The organism is Pseudodesulfovibrio alkaliphilus (genome assembly GCF_009729555.1).
Classification (GTDB): Bacteria; Desulfobacterota; Desulfovibrionia; order Desulfovibrionales; family Desulfovibrionaceae; genus Pseudodesulfovibrio; species Pseudodesulfovibrio alkaliphilus.
The window spans coordinates 87,961-106,660 of sequence record NZ_WODC01000009.1 but is presented as its reverse complement, the minus strand read 5'-3'; the positions used below and the strand labels follow the sequence as shown (position 1 = coordinate 106,660).

The window sequence follows — 18,700 nt, the reverse complement described above, 5'->3', positions numbered from 1 at the left end:
GATAAAGGTCATCACAGGGCCTTGTTGCAAGCACCGCATGGGCGTCAACCCATTCAATGATCGCGGAGAAAGCGCATGGCGGCGCACAAGAACACCATGGAGGCCGTTCCCCGAGGCGATGAGTACTCCCGTATCGCCCCGGTCTACGATGTGGTCGTTGGCCCGTTTTTGCGGCCTGTGCACGAGGCCATGACGGCTGCGCTGGGCAGCGGTGCCGTCCGGCCGGGAGACGCGGTGGTGGACTTGTGCTGCGGCACCGGGGCCCTGGCCGATATGGCCGCCGGGGCCGGCCTGAGGGTGGTGGGGGTTGACCTTTCTCCGGCCATGCTCCATCAGGCCCGTGGCCGGGGCAATGGAGTGCGGTATCTGCTGGCCGACGCTGCGGCCACTGGCCTGGAACCGGCCGGGTTCGCCGGATGCGCCATCAGTTTTGCCCTGCACGAGAAGCCGCCGGAGATCGGACGGGCGATCCTTGCCGAGGCCCTTCGGCTTGTCCGGCCCGGTGGCCTTGTTGTCGTGGCGGACTACCGCACGGCGAATGGTGCGCGGCTGGCCGGGGCGGCCATTGCCCTGGTGGAGCGACTGGCCGGTCGCGATCACCATGCCTGCTACCGACACTTTATGGAAAAGGGCGGCTGCTCCGCTTTTCTGACCCGGTTTGGGCTGGACCCCGGAAACCCCCTCGCCTGTTTTCTCGGTGGCAGGGTGGGCGTGTATTCGGTCGTGGTCTGATCCCGGTGGAGGCGGGCGTCGAAATTGTTTCCCAGGTGTTGACGCGGGCTCGCCGCGGTGCAATGGTCCGCCCCAGATTTTGGGCGCACGGTGCGCCGGGTCGTTCATGTTGTCGGAGGAGCCATGCCGGAGTTTCTCGTGTTCGCCGATGTCGAGGCCCAGAGCCGGGCCGCCGCGGATCTGTTGGTCAGCCTCTCCCACCGGGCGTTGGAGGCGCGGGGCCGCTTCACCCTGGCCTTGTCCGGGGGCGCAGGCCCGGCCAGGCTCATGCAACTGCTTGCCACGGAGCCCTGGCGCGGGAGCATCCCCTGGGACCGGGCAGTGGTTTTCTGGGGTGACGAGCGGGCGGTGCCGCCCGACCACGAGTGGAGCAATTATCGGCAAGCCAACGATCTGCTCCTCTCCCGCGTGCCCGTGGACCGGGCCAATGTGGTCCGCATCAGGGGCGAGTTGGGGGCCGGGGAAGCGGCTCGCGAACTGCGTCGGGACCTTGCCCGATGCTTCGGGGAGGTCGCATGGCCCTGTTTCGACCTCGCGCTGCTCGGCATGGGGCTCGACGGCCATACGGCCTCGCTTTTTCCCGGGCGGTACGAGCTGGACTCCTCGGACTGGGTCGAGGCCGTGTCCGCCCCGGACGCGGAACCCCGCGTGGACCGCGTTACCCTGACCTTGCCCGTGCTGAACGCGGCCCGCACGGCCCTTTTTCTGGTGTCCGGCCGGGACAAGCGCTCCCTGGTCACGGAGATCATGAATGATCCTGCGTCCGGCAGCCACCCGGCCGCCAGGGTCGATGCCGGGCGCACCCTGTGGTACCTGGACGAGGCAGCGGCCGGGCAGTCAGCCAGGAGCTGATCGTCAGGGCTGGCCGTCAGCCGTTGACCGGGGCGCGAGCGCCTCGTTGCGTTACAACGGCGCGGACCTTTCTCAGCGTCTGCCAGGGCGGGATTTGTCAATATTCTGGGGGCCGAGGGTCTCGTCCCCGGCCGTTGAAGCTCCTGTTTTCACTCCGCCTCATCCGCATTTGGTGAAACCGCAGGACTTGCAGATGTGGCACCCTTCTTCAAAAACGAGGGGCTCGCCGCATTCCGGGCATGTCTCCCTGTTCAGGGAGGGAACGCCTCCATTGATCGTCGCGCCTTGGAGGTAGCGGGACTCGAAGACGTGGGCGATGGCGTCCGGGATGGACTTGACCAGATGCTTTTTCATGAATTTGGGGTTCTCCCCGCCGATGCCCTTGAGCTGTTCGACGATCTCCCGCACCTCCACTCCCGAGCGCAGGGCCAGTGAGACGAGCCTGCCGATGGCCTCGGCCTTGGCCGTGATGGAGCCGCCGGACTTGCCGATGGTGGCGAAAACCTCGAAGGGCTTGCCGTCCATCTCGTTGACGGTCAGGAAGAGCATGCCAAGGCCGGTGGGAATCTTTTGGGTGAAGCCGTAGATGACATCGGGCCGTGCCTTGACCACGGACTTACCGGCTTTGGCGTCGTCTGTTTTCTTGTCGCCATCTCCGGTGCAGAGCACCTGGGAGGTCTTGGACCCGTCGCGGTACACGGTGACGCCCTTGCAGCCGTACTCGTAGGCCTTCCAGTAGATGTCCCAGATCTCTTCCTTGGTGGCCGAGTTCGGTAGGTTGACGGTCTTGGACACGGCGTTGTCCGTGTATTTCTGGAAGGATGCCTGCATCTTGAGGTGCCAGATGGGTTCGATGTCCATGGCTGTGACAAAGACGCGGCGCAGCTCTTCGGGCAGGTGGTCCATCTTTCTGATGGTGCCGACCTTGGCGATCTCCTCCATGAGCTTGGGCGAGTGGGCATCGGCCTCCTTGAGGGCCGCCTCGAAGAAGGGATTGCTCTCCACAAGCTTGTCGTTGTCCATGACGTTGCGCACGAAGCTGAGGGCGAAGAGCGGCTCCACGCCTGAGGAGCAGCCGCCGATGATGGACAGGGTGCCGGTGGGCGCAATGGTGGTTGTGGTGGCGTTGCGGTAGGGGCCGAGATTGGCCTCGCCGAACACCGATTCGGCGTAGGCAGGGAAGGGGCCGCGCTCGGCGGCCAGCTGCTTGGATGCGCTGCGGGCCTCGTCGCGCACGAACTTCATGACCCGCTCGGCCAGGTCCACGGCGGTCTGCGAGTTGTAAGGCACGCGCAGTTGGTAGAGCAGGTCGGCCCACCCCATGACCCCAAGGCCGATCTTGCGGTTCTTGCCGACCATCTCGGTGATCTGGGGCAGCGGGTAGACCGAGGCGTCGATGACGTTGTCGAGAAAGCGCACCGAGAGGTGGACGATGCGGCGCAGCTCGTCCCAGTCAATTTCCGAGTCCTTGCCGTTGTGGCCCCTGGCGTAGCAATTGCCCAGGTTGATGGAGCCGAGGTTGCAGGCCTCGTAGGGCAGCAGGGGCTGTTCCCCGCAGGGATTGGTGGACTCGATGTCGCCCTGGGTCGGGGTGGGGTTGTCGCGGTTGATGCGGTCGAGAAAGACGATGCCCGGATCGCCGGACTCCCACGCCTTCTGGACCAGGATGTTGAAGACCTCGCGGGCGTTCAAGCTGCCGATCACCGTGGCGGAGTTGGGGGCCACCAGGTCATAGTCCTCGTTCTTTTCCACTGCGCGCATGAAGGCTTCGGTCAGGCCGATGGAGAGGTTGAAGTTGTTCAGCTCGCCGTCGCGCTCCTTGGCCTTGATGAATTCGAGGATGTCTGGATGATCCACGCGAAGGATGCCCATGTTTGCCCCGCGCCGGGTCCCTCCCTGCTTGATCTGCTCCGTGGCGCAGTTGAAGATGCGCAGAAACGAGAGCGGACCAGAGGCCACGCCCCCGGTGGAGCCGACCACCGAGTCCTTTGCCCGAAGCCGCGAGAAGGAGAAGCCCGTGCCGCCGCCGGACTTGTGGATCATGGCCGCATGTTTGACCGCATCAAAGATGTCCTCGATGGAGTCGCCCACCGGGAGGACGAAGCAGGCTGCCAACTGGCCCAGGCCCGTTCCCGCGTTCATCAGAGTGGGCGAGTTGGGGAGGAAGGAATAGGAGGTCATCAGGTCGTAGAAGTCGCGGGCCAGCGCAGCAGGCTTGACCGTGGATCTGTCGTATTTGGCCTCTTCGGCCGCGATGGAAGACGCCACCCGCCAGAACAATTCCTTGGCCGTCTCGTAGACGGTGCCCTCCGTGTCCTTTTTCTGATAGCGGCGGGCAAGGACTATCTTTGCGTTTTCGTTGATGATCGGGTCGGGCAGGTTGGTGGGCATCTTCATCTTGGACATGGACAGACCTCGGTTTATCTCTTGAAATTATACATTTTTTTGAGCGGACAGCGCCAAAAAGACGGACGGCTAGAGATTGTCTAGACTACAAAAAGAGGTGGCAAAAAGCCAGAGCAAATACTTCCAGGGGCAAAAAAGTCCGGGAGTGCGTTGAGGATGTACTGGAATGTCGCAATTGCCCCCGCAGGGAACAAGCGCGGCCTGGGCCGCGTCGAGGAACCGGAAGGAAGTCAGGGCCCGCCAACCAAGGTGGGATGGCACCGCTTGACGAGATGCGACTAATCCAACGAAGCTCCTCCGCATGAATACAGTGCTTCGCGCAGGAATGTTGAGTGCTGCAGGAGAAATTGCGCAGTGAGTTCGTGGCCCGCCGGGGTGGCGTGGCCGTTGATGGCATAATGCAGTTTTGAGCTGTTTTCGTGGTTCGCAAACACATCGGCAGGGTCCAGAAACGGAACATTAAGCCTGTCGCACATCGTTGAAATTTTTGCAGATTCTGCGGAAAAATCGATCTGTTCAGGATTCTTCCCTGTGAGCACAAGGTGTTCCCGTGCTTTTTCCCGCAACGCGGAGTCATATCTGTACCTGTCCGGGATAAGCACTACCGAGGTTGGTCCCACTGCATTCAACTGTTCCAGATAGTATTCAGTGGCCGCCAACCATTGGTCCAGCACGGGACTGTCCAAATATATCCAGCCGGCTTGATTTATCTCGCCCGCGCCGAGACGGTGCTTGAGTTCGGTATAAAGGTCGCGGAACCATTGGAATTGTTCCAGACGTTGTAGCACGAAAACCACCAGCCGAGAACTGTATCGAACGGACTTGACCCACTGCCAAAACGGGTGAGGGGCGGAGGAATTTGCGTTCATCTCCATGTCATGAGCCAGTCTTGATTCGACACGTTTTGCTGTCAGAGCAGCATGGTTGGCCTGGTGGTCGTTCCCGGTGATACACAGAAAAATCTTCAGCGGCCGTAGGTCGTGGTTGTGCATCAGTCGTTGAAGCATGGACAGTTCAGAGTGAGTGTCGGCTCCGGGCATGGCTACGTTCAGGACCTGATATGCCTCCTTCCGGCAACCCTTCACAAGGGCTTGTCGCACCAAGTCGCTAAATCGCTCCCCCTGGTTCACTCCGGTGCCGAAGGTTTGACTGTCGCCCAAGAAAATGATGACCGGCTTTGCCGGATCAATCTCCGTGTCCCGAACCCCAAGGGAGTTGATACTGATTCTCTCCACAAATTCCGGTTCTATTATGGTCCACGTTGTTCCTGGGCGGAATCCGGTTCTGTCTTCATTAAAGCGTTCGCCGGGGACATGTGTTTCGGGCAAAGGGAGGAGTAAACGCAGGGCAAACTCTGTACCGACACCAAGTAACGCCAGTGTGAACAGCGCCAACATGGCGTTAATGGCCATATGTTTCAGCGTTCGCATGTCTAACGCGGTTCTCCTTGTTCAATGGTTCTCTTGCCTTGCCTCATGAAGCTTTCAAGTAGGGCTATCTCGACCCATCAAGCCTTTCGCGATTAACCAGAAGGAGGTTGCATCGTGGCAAGTCTGTCGGAGTGCTTTTTTGTCTATTTTGGCGGAAGCGTACAGGAGTCGAACCTGCCTGTGACATCACTGCCACACATTGGTTTTGAAGACCAAGCGCCACACCGGTGACGAAACGCTTCCATAGGTTGGACAGAGGTAACAAGTTTGTGGCGGGCGGACAAGAAGGAATCTGTTGCCCACGGTTTCGACCCGGCGGGCAGGCTGTACATTTGGAGCGCGGTGAAGTATTTGTGGGAGGGTGGCGAGTCGGGGGCGGCGCGGTCGGGCTCGGATGCGCCACTGTCCAACATCTGCGGCCCCAGGCCGCGCAGCATACCGGAGATCGACATGACTCTTCGCAAGACCCGATACGCCCTGGCCGGATGTGCGATGGCCGGGATCTTTGCCCTGGCCGGGATGGCCGGAGCGTCGGACATCGGACAGACCGTCAAGCAGGCGTGTTCGCGGTGCCATTCGCCCAAACGGGTCTGTCTCACGGTGGGCGTCAAGAACGACGCTGCCTGGAAAGCCACCGTGGCCCGCATGGTCCAGAAGGGCGCCCAACTGCCCGCCGACCGTATCGACGCGGCTTCGGCCTATCTGGCCGGGCTGGCGCCGGGCACCGGCACCGTCTGCGAGTAGGGCGGCTGACGCTTTCGTTGTCCGGGCCTGATGCGAAGGGGGCACAGCATGGGTGAGCGTGTTTACGTTTCGGCGGTGGTGACCGCCAGGGACGGGTGCGCCGACGCCCTGGAGCGGGAGCTGCGCCGCGTGGTGCCCCTGGTCCGCGCAGAGGCGGGGTGCATCCGTTATGATCTGCACCGGGCCGACTCCGGCGACGTTTTTCTTTTCTATGAAATATGGGAGAGCGATGCGGCCCTGGCTGCCCACGGCGTTTCGGCCCACATGGCGGCCATGCGTCGGGCAACGGCCGAGATGGTGGCCGGTCCGACCGAGGTCGCCCTCTGGCGCGGGATTGATGTGGCCTGATCCACGGTTCGGCCCGACTTTACTTGAGGGGCAGGGCGTGTCAGGTTGCGTCAGGACTCTTGATCCATGACCAGCGAACCGGCCATACCCCCCCTTTCGGATCCGGGCGGTGTCATTGACGCCTGGAGCGACCTCGTGCTTTTTGCCGATCTCTCGGGCATGGTCAGGGCCGTGCAGGGGCAGCCTTTGGCCTATCTGCCCGATTCCGCCCGGGTCGGCCTTCCCTTCTGGCGGGCGCTTGGCCTGAAGGTGCGTTCTTTGGAAGAGGCCTTGGTCCGCTATCCGGTCCTGACCATCCACGATGTCGCCTGCGCGGGCGGGCGCAACTTCCTCCTGCGGGTCATTCCCCTGGCCGTGGAGGTGGCCCGGCCCGGAGGTTTCGTGATCGTGGCCACGGACAACCGGCCCATGGAAAACCTCTGCCAGACATTTGAGGAACGGCTTGAGGACAACATCTCGGCCCTGTCCGACTCCATCGCCCTGTTCAACGCCCTGTTCGACACGGCCAAGGACCCCACCATTCTCGCCGATACATCGGGCGTGGTGCTTTCGGCCAACGTGGCCGCCGGGGCCAGGCTGGGGCAGCCAGCTCCAGATCTGGCCGGGTGCGACGTGGACAGCCTGCTGGCGCCCGGATCGCGACGCACGGTCCGTCAGGCCATGGACTCGCTGGGGCGTGGCGGGGTTTGGACCGGGCGGGTGGAGGGAGCCGACGGCTCTGGAGGCGAATATCCGGCCGAGGCCACGGTGCGCCGCATCCGGCTGACCGGCTACTCCCTGTTTCAACTCATCCTGCACGATCTTTCTCGCCAGGCGGAGCTGCGGGCCGACCTGCGCGACCAGAAGGCCGAGGTGGAGAAGATGAACATCGCGCTCATGCGTGTCATCAAGACCGTGGAAGAGGACCGCCGCGAGATGCGCCAAGCCCTGACCAGCCAGGTGCGTCAACAGATGTTGCCCGCCCTGGAGCGCATTGCCAAGGCCGAGGCCGCGGACGTGCGCGAGGGCTACCGGGCGGTCATCGAAGAGCGGCTGGCCGATCTGGCCGGGGACCAAGGCTCACCGGGCCCGGACATGGTCCAAGACGCAGCCCTCTACCGCCTCTCGCCCCGGGAGATGGAGGTCTGTCAGCTCATCCAGTTGGGCCGCACAGGCGCGGAGATCGCCGGGCTGCTCAACCTCTCCTTTGAAACCATCCAGACCCACCGCAAGAACATCCGGCGCAAGCTCGGCCTGCGCGGCAGCCGGACATCATTGTACGCCTACCTTCGACACAAGCCTCCCCTGAGCTGACCTTCGGGTATCCCCGAGTACCCGACACATCCCCGCTTTCCCCCCTTGCCCGGCAGGACACAATGGTGTCAGCATTGCATCAATGCGGCACAGTGTTTGTGCTGATTACGGCAATGCAACGGCATAGCAACGCCATTGATCCTGGCGATGCGGCGAGGGACTGATCGTCATGCTGTCGTCCATTGCATGGTATTCCAGGCTGGCTTCATGATCCCATGGTTATGACCATGTCGCGACAAGCATCGGCGTTAACCGCAATAGCTGCCGCCAGTCCGGATAATCACTATATCATCATAACACGGGAGCTTTCATGAAGATCATTGTGCGTATGCTGGCCGTGGCTGCGGCCGCGCTGTTTCTCCTCGGCCTTGCCGCCTGCTCGGACAAGGAGGCGGATTCCCTTGAACGCGTCAGAAAGGCCGGCGAAATCAGCTTTGCCATGAGCGGCGGCTATCCTCCCTTCAATTTCTACAGCGAAAACAACGAGCTGGTAGGATTCGACGTGGACGTGGCCCGCGAGGTGGCTTCCCGGCTTGGCGTGGCTCTCAAGCCGGTGACCACCGAGTGGAGCGGCATCATCGAGGGCCTGCGCTCCGGCGTGTACGACGGCATCCTGGGCAGCATGGCCGTGACCGAGGAGCGGCTCAAGGTGGTCAACTTCTCCATACCCTACTATTATTCCGGGGCGCAGTTGATGGTCAAAAAGGATGCGCCCTTTTCGTTGCCCGACGATCTGCGCGGCAAGATCGTGGGCGTGGTCACCGGCACCACCTTTGCCGATGACGCGGCCCGGCTCGGCGTGGGAGAGGTCAAGCTTTACAAGGACGATACCCAGACCCTGACCGAGCTTTCGAGCGGCGTGGTGGACGGGGTGATCACCGACCGCGTTGTGGGCGTGAACGCCATGAATTCCGAAAGGTTCGACATCGTCCCCCTGGGTGCGCCCCTGCGCAGCGAGGACATCGCCGTGGCCTTCAACAAGAGCGATGCCACCCTGCTTGATGCCGTAAATCAAATCCTCACGGACATGCACGAGGACGGCACCCTGGCACGGTTGAGCGTCAGGTGGCTCAACGCCGACATCACAGCGAAGTAGACGCTGTCCGGCGCGGCCGGAGCGGCGGCCACCGGCTGCCGCCCGGCGGCTCTACGCTGGCCGGGGCGAAGTGTCCCGACCGCTCCCCCCAACCCTCAAGATATCGGAACTTGCATGTATTTCGACTTTGCGGCTCTGCCCAAGTATCTGCCCTATTTTCTTCCGGCGGCCTGGATGACGCTCAAGGTCTCTGCACTGGGCATCGTTCTGGGCGTGGGTCTGGGCCTGGGCACGGCCTTCATGCGTATCTCCAAGCGGCGGCTCCTGAGCCTTCCCGCCCGGGCCTACATCTATGTGGTGCGCGGTACGCCGCTTCTGCTCCAGCTTTTATTCATCTATTTCGGCTTGCGCAGTCTGGCCGGGCTGAGTGCCCTGACCTCGGCCGTGCTCGCCCTGGGCATTCACAACGGCGCCTACATCGCCGAGATATTCCGGGGAGCCATCGTCTCCATTTCAAACGGGCAGATGGAGGCGGCCCGCAGCCTGGGCATGCCCTATCCCCGTGCCATGATCCGCATCATCCTGCCCCAGGCCCTGAAACGGGCGGTGCCTCCGCTGGGCAACCAGTTCATCATCGCCCTCAAGGACTCGTCCCTGGCCAGCACCATCACCATCAACGAGCTGCTGCTCAAGTCGCAGCAACTGGCCTCGTCCAACTTCATGATGATGGAGATGCTGTTCATCGCGGCTCTGTTCTATCTGCTTTACACAGCCGTGTTCAGCTGGCTGTTCCGCGCCCTGGAGAATCGGCTTGATGTCTCGTCGCAGTGAACCGGGGCGGAGGCGTCGGGTCGCGGCCCGGCGCAATGCGCGGCGGCGGAGAATCTTCAAACCACGGGAGGAAGCGGTGCATCAGACGCCGGTTATCGAAATACAGGGACTGAACAAATGGTTCGGCGAGCACCATGTGCTCAGAGGCATCGACATGGCGGTCATGCCGTCCGACGTGGTCTGCGTCATCGGGGCCAGCGGTTCGGGCAAGAGCACATTGCTTCGCTGTGTCAATTACCTGGAGACCTATGACCAGGGAGAGATTCGGGTGAGCGGCCAACTGGTCCATGGCGATGAACGGTTCATCAACGCCCTGCGCTCCAGGGTAGGCATGGTCTTTCAGCATTTCAACCTGTTCCCGCATATGACCGTGCTCGGTAACGTCACCGAAGGCCCTACCCAGGTGCGGAAGATGCCAAGGGCCAAGGCCCGCGAACTGGGCCGCTACTATCTGGACAAGGTAGGTCTGGCCGACAAGGAGAGCGCGTACCCGCAGACCCTTTCGGGCGGGCAGAAGCAGCGGGTGGCCATCGCCCGCGCCCTGGCCATGGAGCCGGAGGTGATGCTCTTTGACGAGCCGACCTCGGCCCTGGACCCCGAGCTGGTGGGCGAGGTGCTCTCGGTCATGCGTCAGCTGGCCGACGACGGCATGACCATGATGGTGGTCACCCACGAGATGGGCTTTGCCCGCGAAGTGGCCGATTCGGTGGCTTTCATGGACGAGGGCGTGATTTTGGAGCAGGGCTGCCCGGACACCATCTTCGACACGCCGCAGGAGACCCGCACCAAGGAGTTCCTCGGCCAAATACTCTAACCAAGGAGACTTTTTGACAATATTCAACGAACATCAGCAGGATGTGGCCAGGACGTTGCGCGATACGGCCTCCTGGACCGATTGGACCGACTGGAAATGGCAGGTGCGCAACACCGTCAGGACCGTTGACGACTTCGAGCGGGTGCTCGGCATCGAGTTTCCGGAGAAGAAAAGACGCATCTACGAGCGGACCCTGGACAAGTTTCCCATGGCCGTGACCCCGTATTACCTTTCCCTCATTGATGTGGACGACTACGGGAACGATCCGGTCTTCATCCAGTCGTTTCCCAGCCCCGAGGAATTGAAGATCGGCCGTCACGACATGATCGACCCGTTGCACGAGGACAAGGACAGTCCCGTGCCCGGCATCACCCACCGCTACCCGGACCGGGTGCTCTTCCACGTCAGCAACGTCTGCGCCATGTACTGCCGCCACTGCACGCGCAAGCGCAAGGTGGGCGATGTGGATTCCGTGCCCTCGCGGGAGGCCCTTGAAGCCGGGCTCAAGTACATCCGCGACACCCCCCAGGTGCGCGACGTGCTCCTCTCCGGCGGCGATCCGCTCATGCTCTCTGATGACAAGCTCGATTGGCTGCTGACCCGGCTCGACGCCATCGAGCATGTGGATGTGGTGCGTATAGGCACCAGAACGCCCGTGGTCCTGCCCTACCGCATCACCGGGGATCTGGTGGACATGCTCGCCAGGCATCATCCCCTGTGGATCAATACCCACTTCAATCATCCTCGCGAGCTGACCGCCTCCTCGCGCCGGGCCATACAGCGCCTGGCCGATGCGGGCATCCCTCTGGGCAACCAGTCCGTGCTTCTGGCCGGGGTCAACGACTGCCAGCGGCTCATTCGCACCCTCAACCAGAAGCTGATCAAGAACCGCATCCGCCCTTATTACCTCTACCAGTGCGACCTGTCCGAAGGCCTGACCCATTTCCGCACCCCCATTGGCAAGGGCATCGAGATCATCGAAAGCCTGCGCGGCCACACCAGCGGTTTTTCCGTGCCCACCTATGTGGTGGACGCCCCGGGCGGGGGGGGCAAGATCCCGGTCATGCCCAACTATGTGGTCTCCTGGGGCCCCAACAAGGTCGTGCTGCGCAACTACGAAGGCGTCATCACCACCTATCACGAACCCGAGACCTACGAGGCCAACTACTGCGACCGCGAGTGCGCCAAGTGCAACCTCCAGCTCAAGGAGGACGATGCAGAGGAAAAGGCCATCGGCATAGAAAAACTGCTCTCGGACTGGGACGAGACCAACAGCCTGACCCCGCAGAGCAACGAGCGCATGGGGAGGCGCGACGATGCGGCATGATTCCGTCACCCGGCTTGGCAATTCCCTGGTGCAGCATGGCCCGGCCAATGACCGGGTCTACCTGATGAAGCTCGACCGCGCCGACCTGCCCGGCATTGTGGACGCCATGCGCCAACTGGGTCGCGAGCGGGGATACACCAAACTTTTTGCCAAGGTTCCATCCGATGCTGCCGACCATTTCGCCCGGCGCGGCTTCGTCAACGAGGCCCGTGTGCCGGGCATGCGCCGGGGCGAGGGCAGCGCCTGTTTCATGAGCCGCTACCTTGCCCGCCGTCGCGCCGTGCCCGCCGACCCCGGGCGCATCGCCGATGTCCTGGATGTGGCCGAGCGCAAGTCGCGCAAGCCCGTGGCCGCAGCGCCCGGACCGGATGTGATCCGCCTGGGCCATGACCAGGCAGGAGTCTTGGCCGAACTGTATGGTGCGGTCTTTGAGACCTATCCCTTTCCCATTACCGACCCGGACTATCTGCGCGAGGCCATGGACTCGGGCGTGGCCTTTTTCGGAATTCCGGGCGAGGGGGGCGGGCTGGTGGCCGCGGCCTCGGCCGAGATGGATATGCACTGGAAATGCGCGGAAATGACAGATTTCGCCACCCTGCCGGCTTTGCGCGGCCAGGGCGCGGCAGGGCGTCTGCTGATCCACATGGAAGAGGCGGTGCGCTTCCTGGGGGTGTGCACCGCCTATACCATCGCCCGGGCTGTCAGCTACGGGATGAACACGGTCTTTGCCCGGGGTGGGTATCGCTACGGCGGAACCCTGCACAACAACACCCAGATTGCCGGCCGGCTGGAAAGTATGAACGTCTGGCATCGGCGTCTGGCCGGGTGAGTATTGAGGGCCTGTTTCATTCCAGTCTTGCGCTTCACAGGCGCTTTGGCTAGTCTGCTCCGAGTTCACGATGTCCTTCAGGTGGCCGCCAGGCCATAACAGGGAATCCGGTGCGAAGCCGGAGCGGTCCCGCCGCTGTAATCCCCCACGAAGGTCCGGTTCAACATGCCACTGCCGCGAGGCGGGAAGGCGGGCCGGACGGGGAGAGTCAGAAGACCTACCTGAAGCGTTTCCTGCCGGATGCGGTTCGCGGAACCCGCATGCGGACAAGAATGAGCCCACCCGAACCGTCGTCGGGTCTCGCGGTTCCGCCGCGAAGCCGTGCATCGGCGACAGCGCAGACAGTTCTGCCGCAACCCGTCACGGGGCGCGGCCTTCCGCTTTTCCTGTCTGCAAGAGATTTACATGCCAAGCAAAATCCTCAAACGCGACGGATGCATCGAAACCTGGTCCACCAAGCGGATCGGCAACGCCATCTTCAAGGCCCTGACCAGCAGCGGCATCAAGGATCCCCTGCTGGCCGACAGGCTGGCCGGAAAAGTCGAGAAAAAGCTGATGGACGTGGACATTCCCGAGCAGGAACAGGTTCAGGACATGGTCCAGCAGGTGCTCATGGAGGCCCGGCTGTACAAGGTGGCCGAGCGGTACATCGTCTATCGCGAGAAGCGGCGCGAACTGCGCTCCCAGAACGAGGCGTTCCTGGACATCGCCGGAGTGACTGACAGCTACCTGAACAACGTGGACTGGCGGGTCAACGAGAATTCCAACATGACCCACTCCTACCAGGGGCTGATCCTGCACATGGCCGGATCGGTTCAGGCCCGGTACATGCTGGAGAAGTATCCCGAGGAGGTCCGCATGGCCCACACCCACGGCTACTTCCATCTCCACGATCTGTCCTTCGGCCTGGCCGGATACTGCTCGGGCTGGTCCCTGCGCGATCTGCTGCTGGAGGGGTTCAACCTGCGCGACCGCTGCTCGTCCACCCCGGCCAAGCATTTCGATGCAGCCTGCGGCCAGATGGTCAACTTCCTGGGTACGTTGCAGAACGAGTGGGCCGGGGCGCAGGCCTTCAACAACGTGGACACCTATCTGGCCCCGTTCGTGCGCAACGACGCGTTGAGCTACCACGATGTCAAGCAGCAGATCCAGAAGCTGCTCCACAACCTGAACGCCACCTCCCGCTGGGGCGGCCAGTCGCCGTTCACCAACTTCACCTTTGATTTCGTGCCGCCCGCGCACATCGCCAAGGAGCCGGTCATCATCGCTGGCGAACTCAGGGACTCCACCTACGGCGAATATGCAGAGGAGATGGCCATGATCAACCGGGCTTTCCTGGAGGTCATGCTCGAAGGCGACGCGGACGGGCGCATTTTCTCCTTCCCCATCCCCACATACAACGTGACCAAGGACTTTCCCTGGGATTCCGAGGAGGGGAGGCTGCTGCTCAAGATGACCGCCAAATACGGCGCTCCCTACTTCCAGAACTTCATCAACTCGGACCTCAACCCCGAGGACGTGCGCTCCATGTGCTGCCGGTTGCAGATGGACCTGCGCGAGATCCGCAAGAAGACCGGCGGCCTGTTCGGCGCGGGCGACCTGACAGGGTCCATCGGCGTGGTCACTCTGAACCTGCCCAAGCTGGCCTACCTGGCCCATAATGAGGAGGATTTCATGGACCTGGTCGCCGAGTACGCCCGGCTGGCCTCGGAGTCCCTGGAGTTCAAGCGCAAGGTGGTCCAGAAGAACCTGGACGCGGGCATGTTCCCCTTTTCCCGGCGCTACCTCAAGAACGGCTTCAAGGGCCATTTTTCGACCATCGGGCTCATCGGCGGCCATGAGGCGTGCATGAACCTGCTCGGCAAGGGCTTGGACACCCCGTCCGGCTCGCAACTGATGCAGCGCACCCTGAACCTGCTGCGCCGTCTGGTGGTGGAGTTCCAGGAGGAGACCGGCAACCTGTACAACCTTGAGGCCACGCCCGGCGAGGGAACCTGCTACCGGCTGGCCAAGATTGATCGCGACCTGTACGCCGACATCTATACCTCGGGCGATGAAACCCCGTACTATACCAACTCCACACTGCTGCCCGTGGGTATCAGCTCGGATGTCTTCTTTGCCCTGGAGCACCAGAACGAGTTGCAGACCCTGTACAACGGCGGCACGGTCTTCCACGCATTTCTGGGCGAGGCTGCCCCGGACGAGGAGAGCGTGAAGAACTTCCTGCTCAAGGCCATGAGCAAGACCAAGATCCCGTATATCTCGGTCACGCCGACCTTCTCCGTCTGCGAGGACCATGGCTATCTCTACGGTGAGCACTTTCACTGCCCGACCTGCGACAAGGAGGCCGAGGTCTACACCCGGGTGGTGGGCTACTACCGCCCGGTGGGTCGCTGGAACAAGGGCAAGCAGGAAGAGTACAAGGATCGCATCGAATATTCCAAGGAAACCTTCTGCCAGCCCGCCTGACGGGCCACTGACGAGCAATGATACTCGACGCCAACCAGCTCGCCTCAATCAGGCAGCACAACGATGAGGAACTCAGAAGGGGTGGCCGGGGAACCCATGGCTACCCCGCCCAGACCATCCTCAACCTGCTGCACACCGTTGAAGCCTTGAAAAAGGAGAAAAAGAAGTGGAAGAAGCTGGCCCAGGACCGGGGGAAATCTCTCGGGATGATCAAGGATATCGCCTCTGAATGACCTGCCGGGCGGGGCCTTCCCGCCCCCTGGTCTCCCCTGAGCAGGAGCTGCCATCCCTTTTGGCGTCGTCCACCGGGCGGTGCTGCCGAGGAGGGGTTTCGCGTCACAAGAGAGCGGGTCGGGGCATGTGCCCCGACCCGCTTTGTTTGGGCGATTATCCGGCGGTGTGTCTGCCGGGTGTCGGTTCCGGGGTTTCTCCGTTTACGTCTTCGTCGTCGTACCCGTCCGGCGAAGGCACGATCAGGGGCGACTTTTTGCGCATGAAATCGCTGCACCGCTGGATGATGACGAAGAAGAGCGGCACGAAGAAGATGGCGATGGCCGAGGCCGCCACCATTCCGCCGATGACGCCGGTACCGATGGAATGCCGCGCCGCAGAGCCTGCGCCGCTGGATATGGCCAGCGGGACCACGCCGAGGATGAAGGCCAGCGAGGTCATGACAATGGGCCGGAAGCGCAGCCGCGCCGCCTCGACGGCCGATTCCACCAGCCCCATGCCGCTACGGTAGGAGGCCACGCAGAATTCCACGATGAGGATGGCGTTCTTGGCCGACAGGCCCACCAGGGTCAGCAGCCCGACCTGGAAGTAGATGTCCTGCACGAGCCCTCGGGACCACACGGCCATGAGGGCGCCCAGGATGGCGATGGGCAGCACACCGAGCACCGCGATGGGCAGGGACCACATCTCGTACTGGGCCGCCAGCACCAGGAAGACCACCAGGATGCCGAAGGCGAGCACCTTGGGAGCCTGGCTGCCGGTCTTGACCTCCTGGTACGAGGCGCCGCTCCACTCGAAGCCGTAGCCCACCGGGAGGGTCTCCTCGCCGAGCTTGACGATTTCGTCCATGGCCTGGCCGCTGCTGACGCCCGGCGCGGGTACCCCCGTGATCTGCACGGACGGAAACCCGTTGAAGTGCGATACGGCGTTGGGACCGGCCCGGAAACTGACCTCGGTGACACCCGAGAGCGGGACCATGCCCCCCCCGGCGTTGCGCACAAAGATGCGCCCGATGTCCGAGGGCGAGTCGCGAAATTCGGACTCGGCCTGGAGCTGGACGCGCCATATCCGCCCGTACTTGTTGAAGTCGTTGATATACAGGGAGCTGAGGTACGCCTGCATGGCGTCGAAGACGCTGGACACGGGCACACCCATCATCTTGGTCTTGTCGCGGTTGAGTTCGACATAGAGCTGGGGCTGGGTCACGCGCAGGGTGCCGCGTACGCCCGTCAGGTCCGGGTTGGCGTTGGCGTCGGCCACGAACTTCTGGGCAGTGGCCACCAGATCCTCCACGCTCCCGCCTCCGCGAGACTGCAGTTCGAGCTGGAATCCGGCCTGGGTGCCCAGGCCCTGGATGGCCGGGGGGTTGAAGGCCAGCACCCGGGCCACTGGGTCGGCCCCGAAGCGCATCATGGTCCGCAGGGCTACCTCCTGGGAGCTCATGCCCGGCCCTTTTCGTTCCTCAAAGGGCTTGAGCTTGACGAACATGGTGCTGCCGCTGGTGCTGGTGATGCCGCCGCTCAAGAAGTCCAGGCCGCCGAGCAGGACGGTGTTCTGAACCGCAGGGTCGTTCAACAGGTGGTCTTCCACCTGGCGGAGCGTGACATCGGTGCGGTCCAGGGAGGAGCCGTCCGGGAGCATGACCGAGACCAGGACGTAGCCCTGGTCCTCGTCGGGCAGGAAGCCGGAAGGCACATGGCGCTGGAGGCCCAGGGCGATCAGGCAGAGCAGGCCGAAAATGGCCAGCGAAACCGGAATGCGGCGGATGGCCCGGCGCACTCCCTCGGCATAGCCTGTGGTCATCCGGTCGAAGAAGTCGTCGAACCGCTGAAAGAACCGGGCCTTGTTGCCGTGTCCCGGTCTGAGGATCAGGCGGCACAGGGCCGGGCTCAGGGTCAGGGCCACCAGTCCGGAGATGCCTACGGACACGGCGATGGTCACCGCGAACTGCCGGTAGAGCTGGCCGGTCAGCCCGCCCAGGAAGGCCACGGGCACGAAGACCGCCGCGAGTACCAGAACAATGGCGATGACCGGCCCTGTGACCTGCTCCATGGCCTTGATGGTGGCCTCGCGTGGTCCCAGCCCCTCCTGGTGCATGATGCGCTCCACGTTCTCCACCACGATGATTGCGTCGTCCACCACGATGCCGATGGCCAGCACCAGGCCGAACATGGTCAGGGTGTTTATGGAGAAGCCCAGCGCGAGCATGCCGCCAAAGGTGCCGATGATGGCCACGGGCACGGCCAGCAGCGGTATGAGCGTGGCCCGCCACGATTGCAGGAAGATGTAGACCACCACCAGCACCAGCAGCACCGCCTCAAACAGCGTGTGGACCACCTCGGCCATGGAGTCGCGGATGAAGAGGGTGGTGTCGTGGGGCATCCTGTAGGAGACCCCTTCGGGGAAACTGCGTGCCGCCGCCTCCATGGCTGCGGTCACGCCCTCCATGGTGTCCAGGGCGTTGGCCCCCACCTGGAGATAGACGGGCATGAGGGTGGTGGGCTTGCCGTTGACCCGGCCGAACAGGTCGTAGCTCTGTGCGCCCAGTTCGACCCGCGCCACATCCTTGAGCCGCAGGGTGGAGCCGTCGCTGTTGGCCACCAGGATGATGTTCTCGTAGTCGGCCACTTCATGCAGACGGCCCCGTGTGAGCACCGGCACGGTCAGCTCCACTTCGCCCGCCGTGGGCCGCTGGCCGATGGTGCCTGCCGGGAACACCGCGTTCTGTTCGCGAATGGCCGCTGCCACCTCGGTCACGGTCAGCCCACGGGCGGCCAGCTGGTCGGGGTTGACCCAGATACGCATGGAATAGTCCTTGGTCCCGAACACGGCCACGTCGCCAACGCCAGGAACCCGCTTGAGCATGTCGAGCAGGTTGATGGTGGCGTAGTTGCTGAGGTACACGTCGTCGTAGCGGCCGTCGGACTCCAGCGAAAGCACGGTGAGCATGCTGGTGGAGGACTTGGTCACGGTCACTCCCTGGCGGGTCACTTCTGTGGGCAGCCTTGGCTCGGCGATGGAGAGGCGGTTTTGCACCTCCACGGCGGCCAGGTCCTGGTCCGTGCCGATCTCAAAGGTGCAGACCACCTTGACCGCTCCGTTGTTGGAGCACAGGGAGCTGAAGTAGAGCAGGTTCTTGATGCCGCTGAGTTGCTGCTCGATGGGAGCGGCCACGGATTCGGCAGCGGTCTTGGCGTCTGCGCCGGGGTAGCTGGCATCGATCTGGATGGTGGGGGGCGTGATCTGCGGATACTGGTCCACGGGCAGGACGAAGATGGCTACCGTGCCCCCAAGCATGATCAGGATGGAGACCACGAAGGCGAAGACCGGACGGTCGATGAAGAAACGCGAGAACATG

General features: G+C 62.9%; 15 protein-coding genes, 1 tRNA gene and 1 riboswitch. Of the genes, 12 read left to right on the top strand and 4 right to left on the bottom strand.

The annotated features are described in order from the left end of the window. Nucleotides 1–75 precede the first annotated feature (75 nt). The gene (locus GKC30_RS13015; RefSeq protein ID WP_155935404.1) at nucleotides 76–732 is read left to right on the top strand and encodes a class I SAM-dependent methyltransferase; all 657 of its coding nucleotides are present in this window, start codon (nucleotides 76–78) and stop codon (nucleotides 730–732) included. A gap of 123 nt (nucleotides 733–855) precedes the next feature. After that, nucleotides 856–1,584 (top strand): 6-phosphogluconolactonase, encoded by a 729-nt coding sequence (pgl, locus tag GKC30_RS13010; protein WP_155935402.1) that lies wholly within the window; start codon nucleotides 856–858, stop codon nucleotides 1,582–1,584. Nucleotides 1,585–1,743: 159 nt separating this feature from the next. On the opposite strand, the gene GKC30_RS13005 is transcribed toward pgl, so the two are convergent. The 3 genes from GKC30_RS13005 to GKC30_RS12995 form a co-directional block, all read right to left on the bottom strand. Next, nucleotides 1,744–3,990, bottom strand: a complete 2,247-nt coding sequence (locus GKC30_RS13005) for a vitamin B12-dependent ribonucleotide reductase (RefSeq protein WP_155935400.1) — start codon at nucleotides 3,988–3,990, stop codon at nucleotides 1,744–1,746. A gap of 278 nt (nucleotides 3,991–4,268) precedes the next feature. Continuing rightward, nucleotides 4,269–5,420 carry an SGNH/GDSL hydrolase family protein gene (locus tag GKC30_RS13000; RefSeq protein WP_155935398.1) on the bottom strand — a complete coding sequence of 384 codons (1,152 nt, stop codon included), beginning with the start codon at nucleotides 5,418–5,420 and terminating at the stop codon, nucleotides 4,269–4,271. 149 nt (nucleotides 5,421–5,569) lie between these two features. Then, nucleotides 5,570–5,663, bottom strand: a tRNA-Sec gene (locus GKC30_RS12995). 207 nt (nucleotides 5,664–5,870) lie between these two features. Here GKC30_RS12995 and GKC30_RS12990 point away from each other — a divergent pair. The 10 genes from GKC30_RS12990 to GKC30_RS12945 all read left to right on the top strand — a co-directional run bounded on the left by GKC30_RS12990 (nucleotide 5,871) and on the right by GKC30_RS12945 (nucleotide 15,344). Next, entirely contained in the window at nucleotides 5,871–6,164 is a 294-nt protein-coding gene (locus tag GKC30_RS12990; RefSeq protein WP_155935396.1) for a hypothetical protein, read from the top strand. Between the two features lie 48 nt (nucleotides 6,165–6,212). Then, complete coding sequence (locus GKC30_RS12985; protein ID WP_155935394.1) at nucleotides 6,213–6,512, top strand: putative quinol monooxygenase; 300 nt, start codon at nucleotides 6,213–6,215, stop codon at nucleotides 6,510–6,512. A gap of 66 nt (nucleotides 6,513–6,578) precedes the next feature. Further along, nucleotides 6,579–7,805, top strand: a complete 1,227-nt coding sequence (locus GKC30_RS12980) for a helix-turn-helix transcriptional regulator (RefSeq protein WP_155935392.1) — start codon at nucleotides 6,579–6,581, stop codon at nucleotides 7,803–7,805. Nucleotides 7,806–8,115: 310 nt separating this feature from the next. Further along, nucleotides 8,116–8,901, top strand: a complete 786-nt coding sequence (locus GKC30_RS12975; protein WP_155935390.1) for an ABC transporter substrate-binding protein — start codon at nucleotides 8,116–8,118, stop codon at nucleotides 8,899–8,901. Nucleotides 8,902–9,015: 114 nt separating this feature from the next. Beyond that, entirely contained in the window at nucleotides 9,016–9,672 is a 657-nt protein-coding gene (locus tag GKC30_RS12970; RefSeq protein ID WP_155935388.1) for an amino acid ABC transporter permease, read from the top strand. A 76-nt stretch (nucleotides 9,673–9,748) separates the two neighbouring features. After that, nucleotides 9,749–10,486 carry an amino acid ABC transporter ATP-binding protein gene (locus GKC30_RS12965; protein WP_367614139.1) on the top strand — a complete coding sequence of 246 codons (738 nt, stop codon included), beginning with the start codon at nucleotides 9,749–9,751 and terminating at the stop codon, nucleotides 10,484–10,486. 13 nt (nucleotides 10,487–10,499) lie between these two features. Then, the gene (kamA, locus tag GKC30_RS12960) at nucleotides 10,500–11,813 is read left to right on the top strand and encodes a lysine 2,3-aminomutase (RefSeq protein ID WP_155935384.1); all 1,314 of its coding nucleotides are present in this window, start codon (nucleotides 10,500–10,502) and stop codon (nucleotides 11,811–11,813) included. Continuing rightward, nucleotides 11,803–12,642 (top strand): putative beta-lysine N-acetyltransferase, encoded by an 840-nt coding sequence (gene ablB, locus GKC30_RS12955; protein ID WP_155935382.1) that lies wholly within the window; start codon nucleotides 11,803–11,805, stop codon nucleotides 12,640–12,642. The genes kamA and ablB overlap by 11 nt, the downstream gene beginning before the upstream one ends. Nucleotides 12,643–12,704: 62 nt before the next feature. Beyond that, nucleotides 12,705–12,881: riboswitch (cobalamin riboswitch) on the top strand. Nucleotides 12,882–13,047: 166 nt separating this feature from the next. Continuing rightward, complete coding sequence (locus GKC30_RS12950; protein WP_155935380.1) at nucleotides 13,048–15,111, top strand: ribonucleoside triphosphate reductase; 2,064 nt, start codon at nucleotides 13,048–13,050, stop codon at nucleotides 15,109–15,111. Between the two features lie 17 nt (nucleotides 15,112–15,128). After that, nucleotides 15,129–15,344: a hypothetical protein gene (locus GKC30_RS12945; RefSeq protein ID WP_155935378.1), complete on the top strand. Its 216-nt coding sequence runs from the start codon at nucleotides 15,129–15,131 to the stop codon at nucleotides 15,342–15,344. 154 nt (nucleotides 15,345–15,498) lie between these two features. Here GKC30_RS12945 and GKC30_RS12940 read toward each other — a convergent pair whose 3' ends face one another. Continuing rightward, the gene (locus GKC30_RS12940; RefSeq protein ID WP_155935376.1) at nucleotides 15,499–18,699 is read right to left on the bottom strand and encodes an efflux RND transporter permease subunit; all 3,201 of its coding nucleotides are present in this window, start codon (nucleotides 18,697–18,699) and stop codon (nucleotides 15,499–15,501) included. Nucleotide 18,700 lies beyond the last annotated feature (1 nt).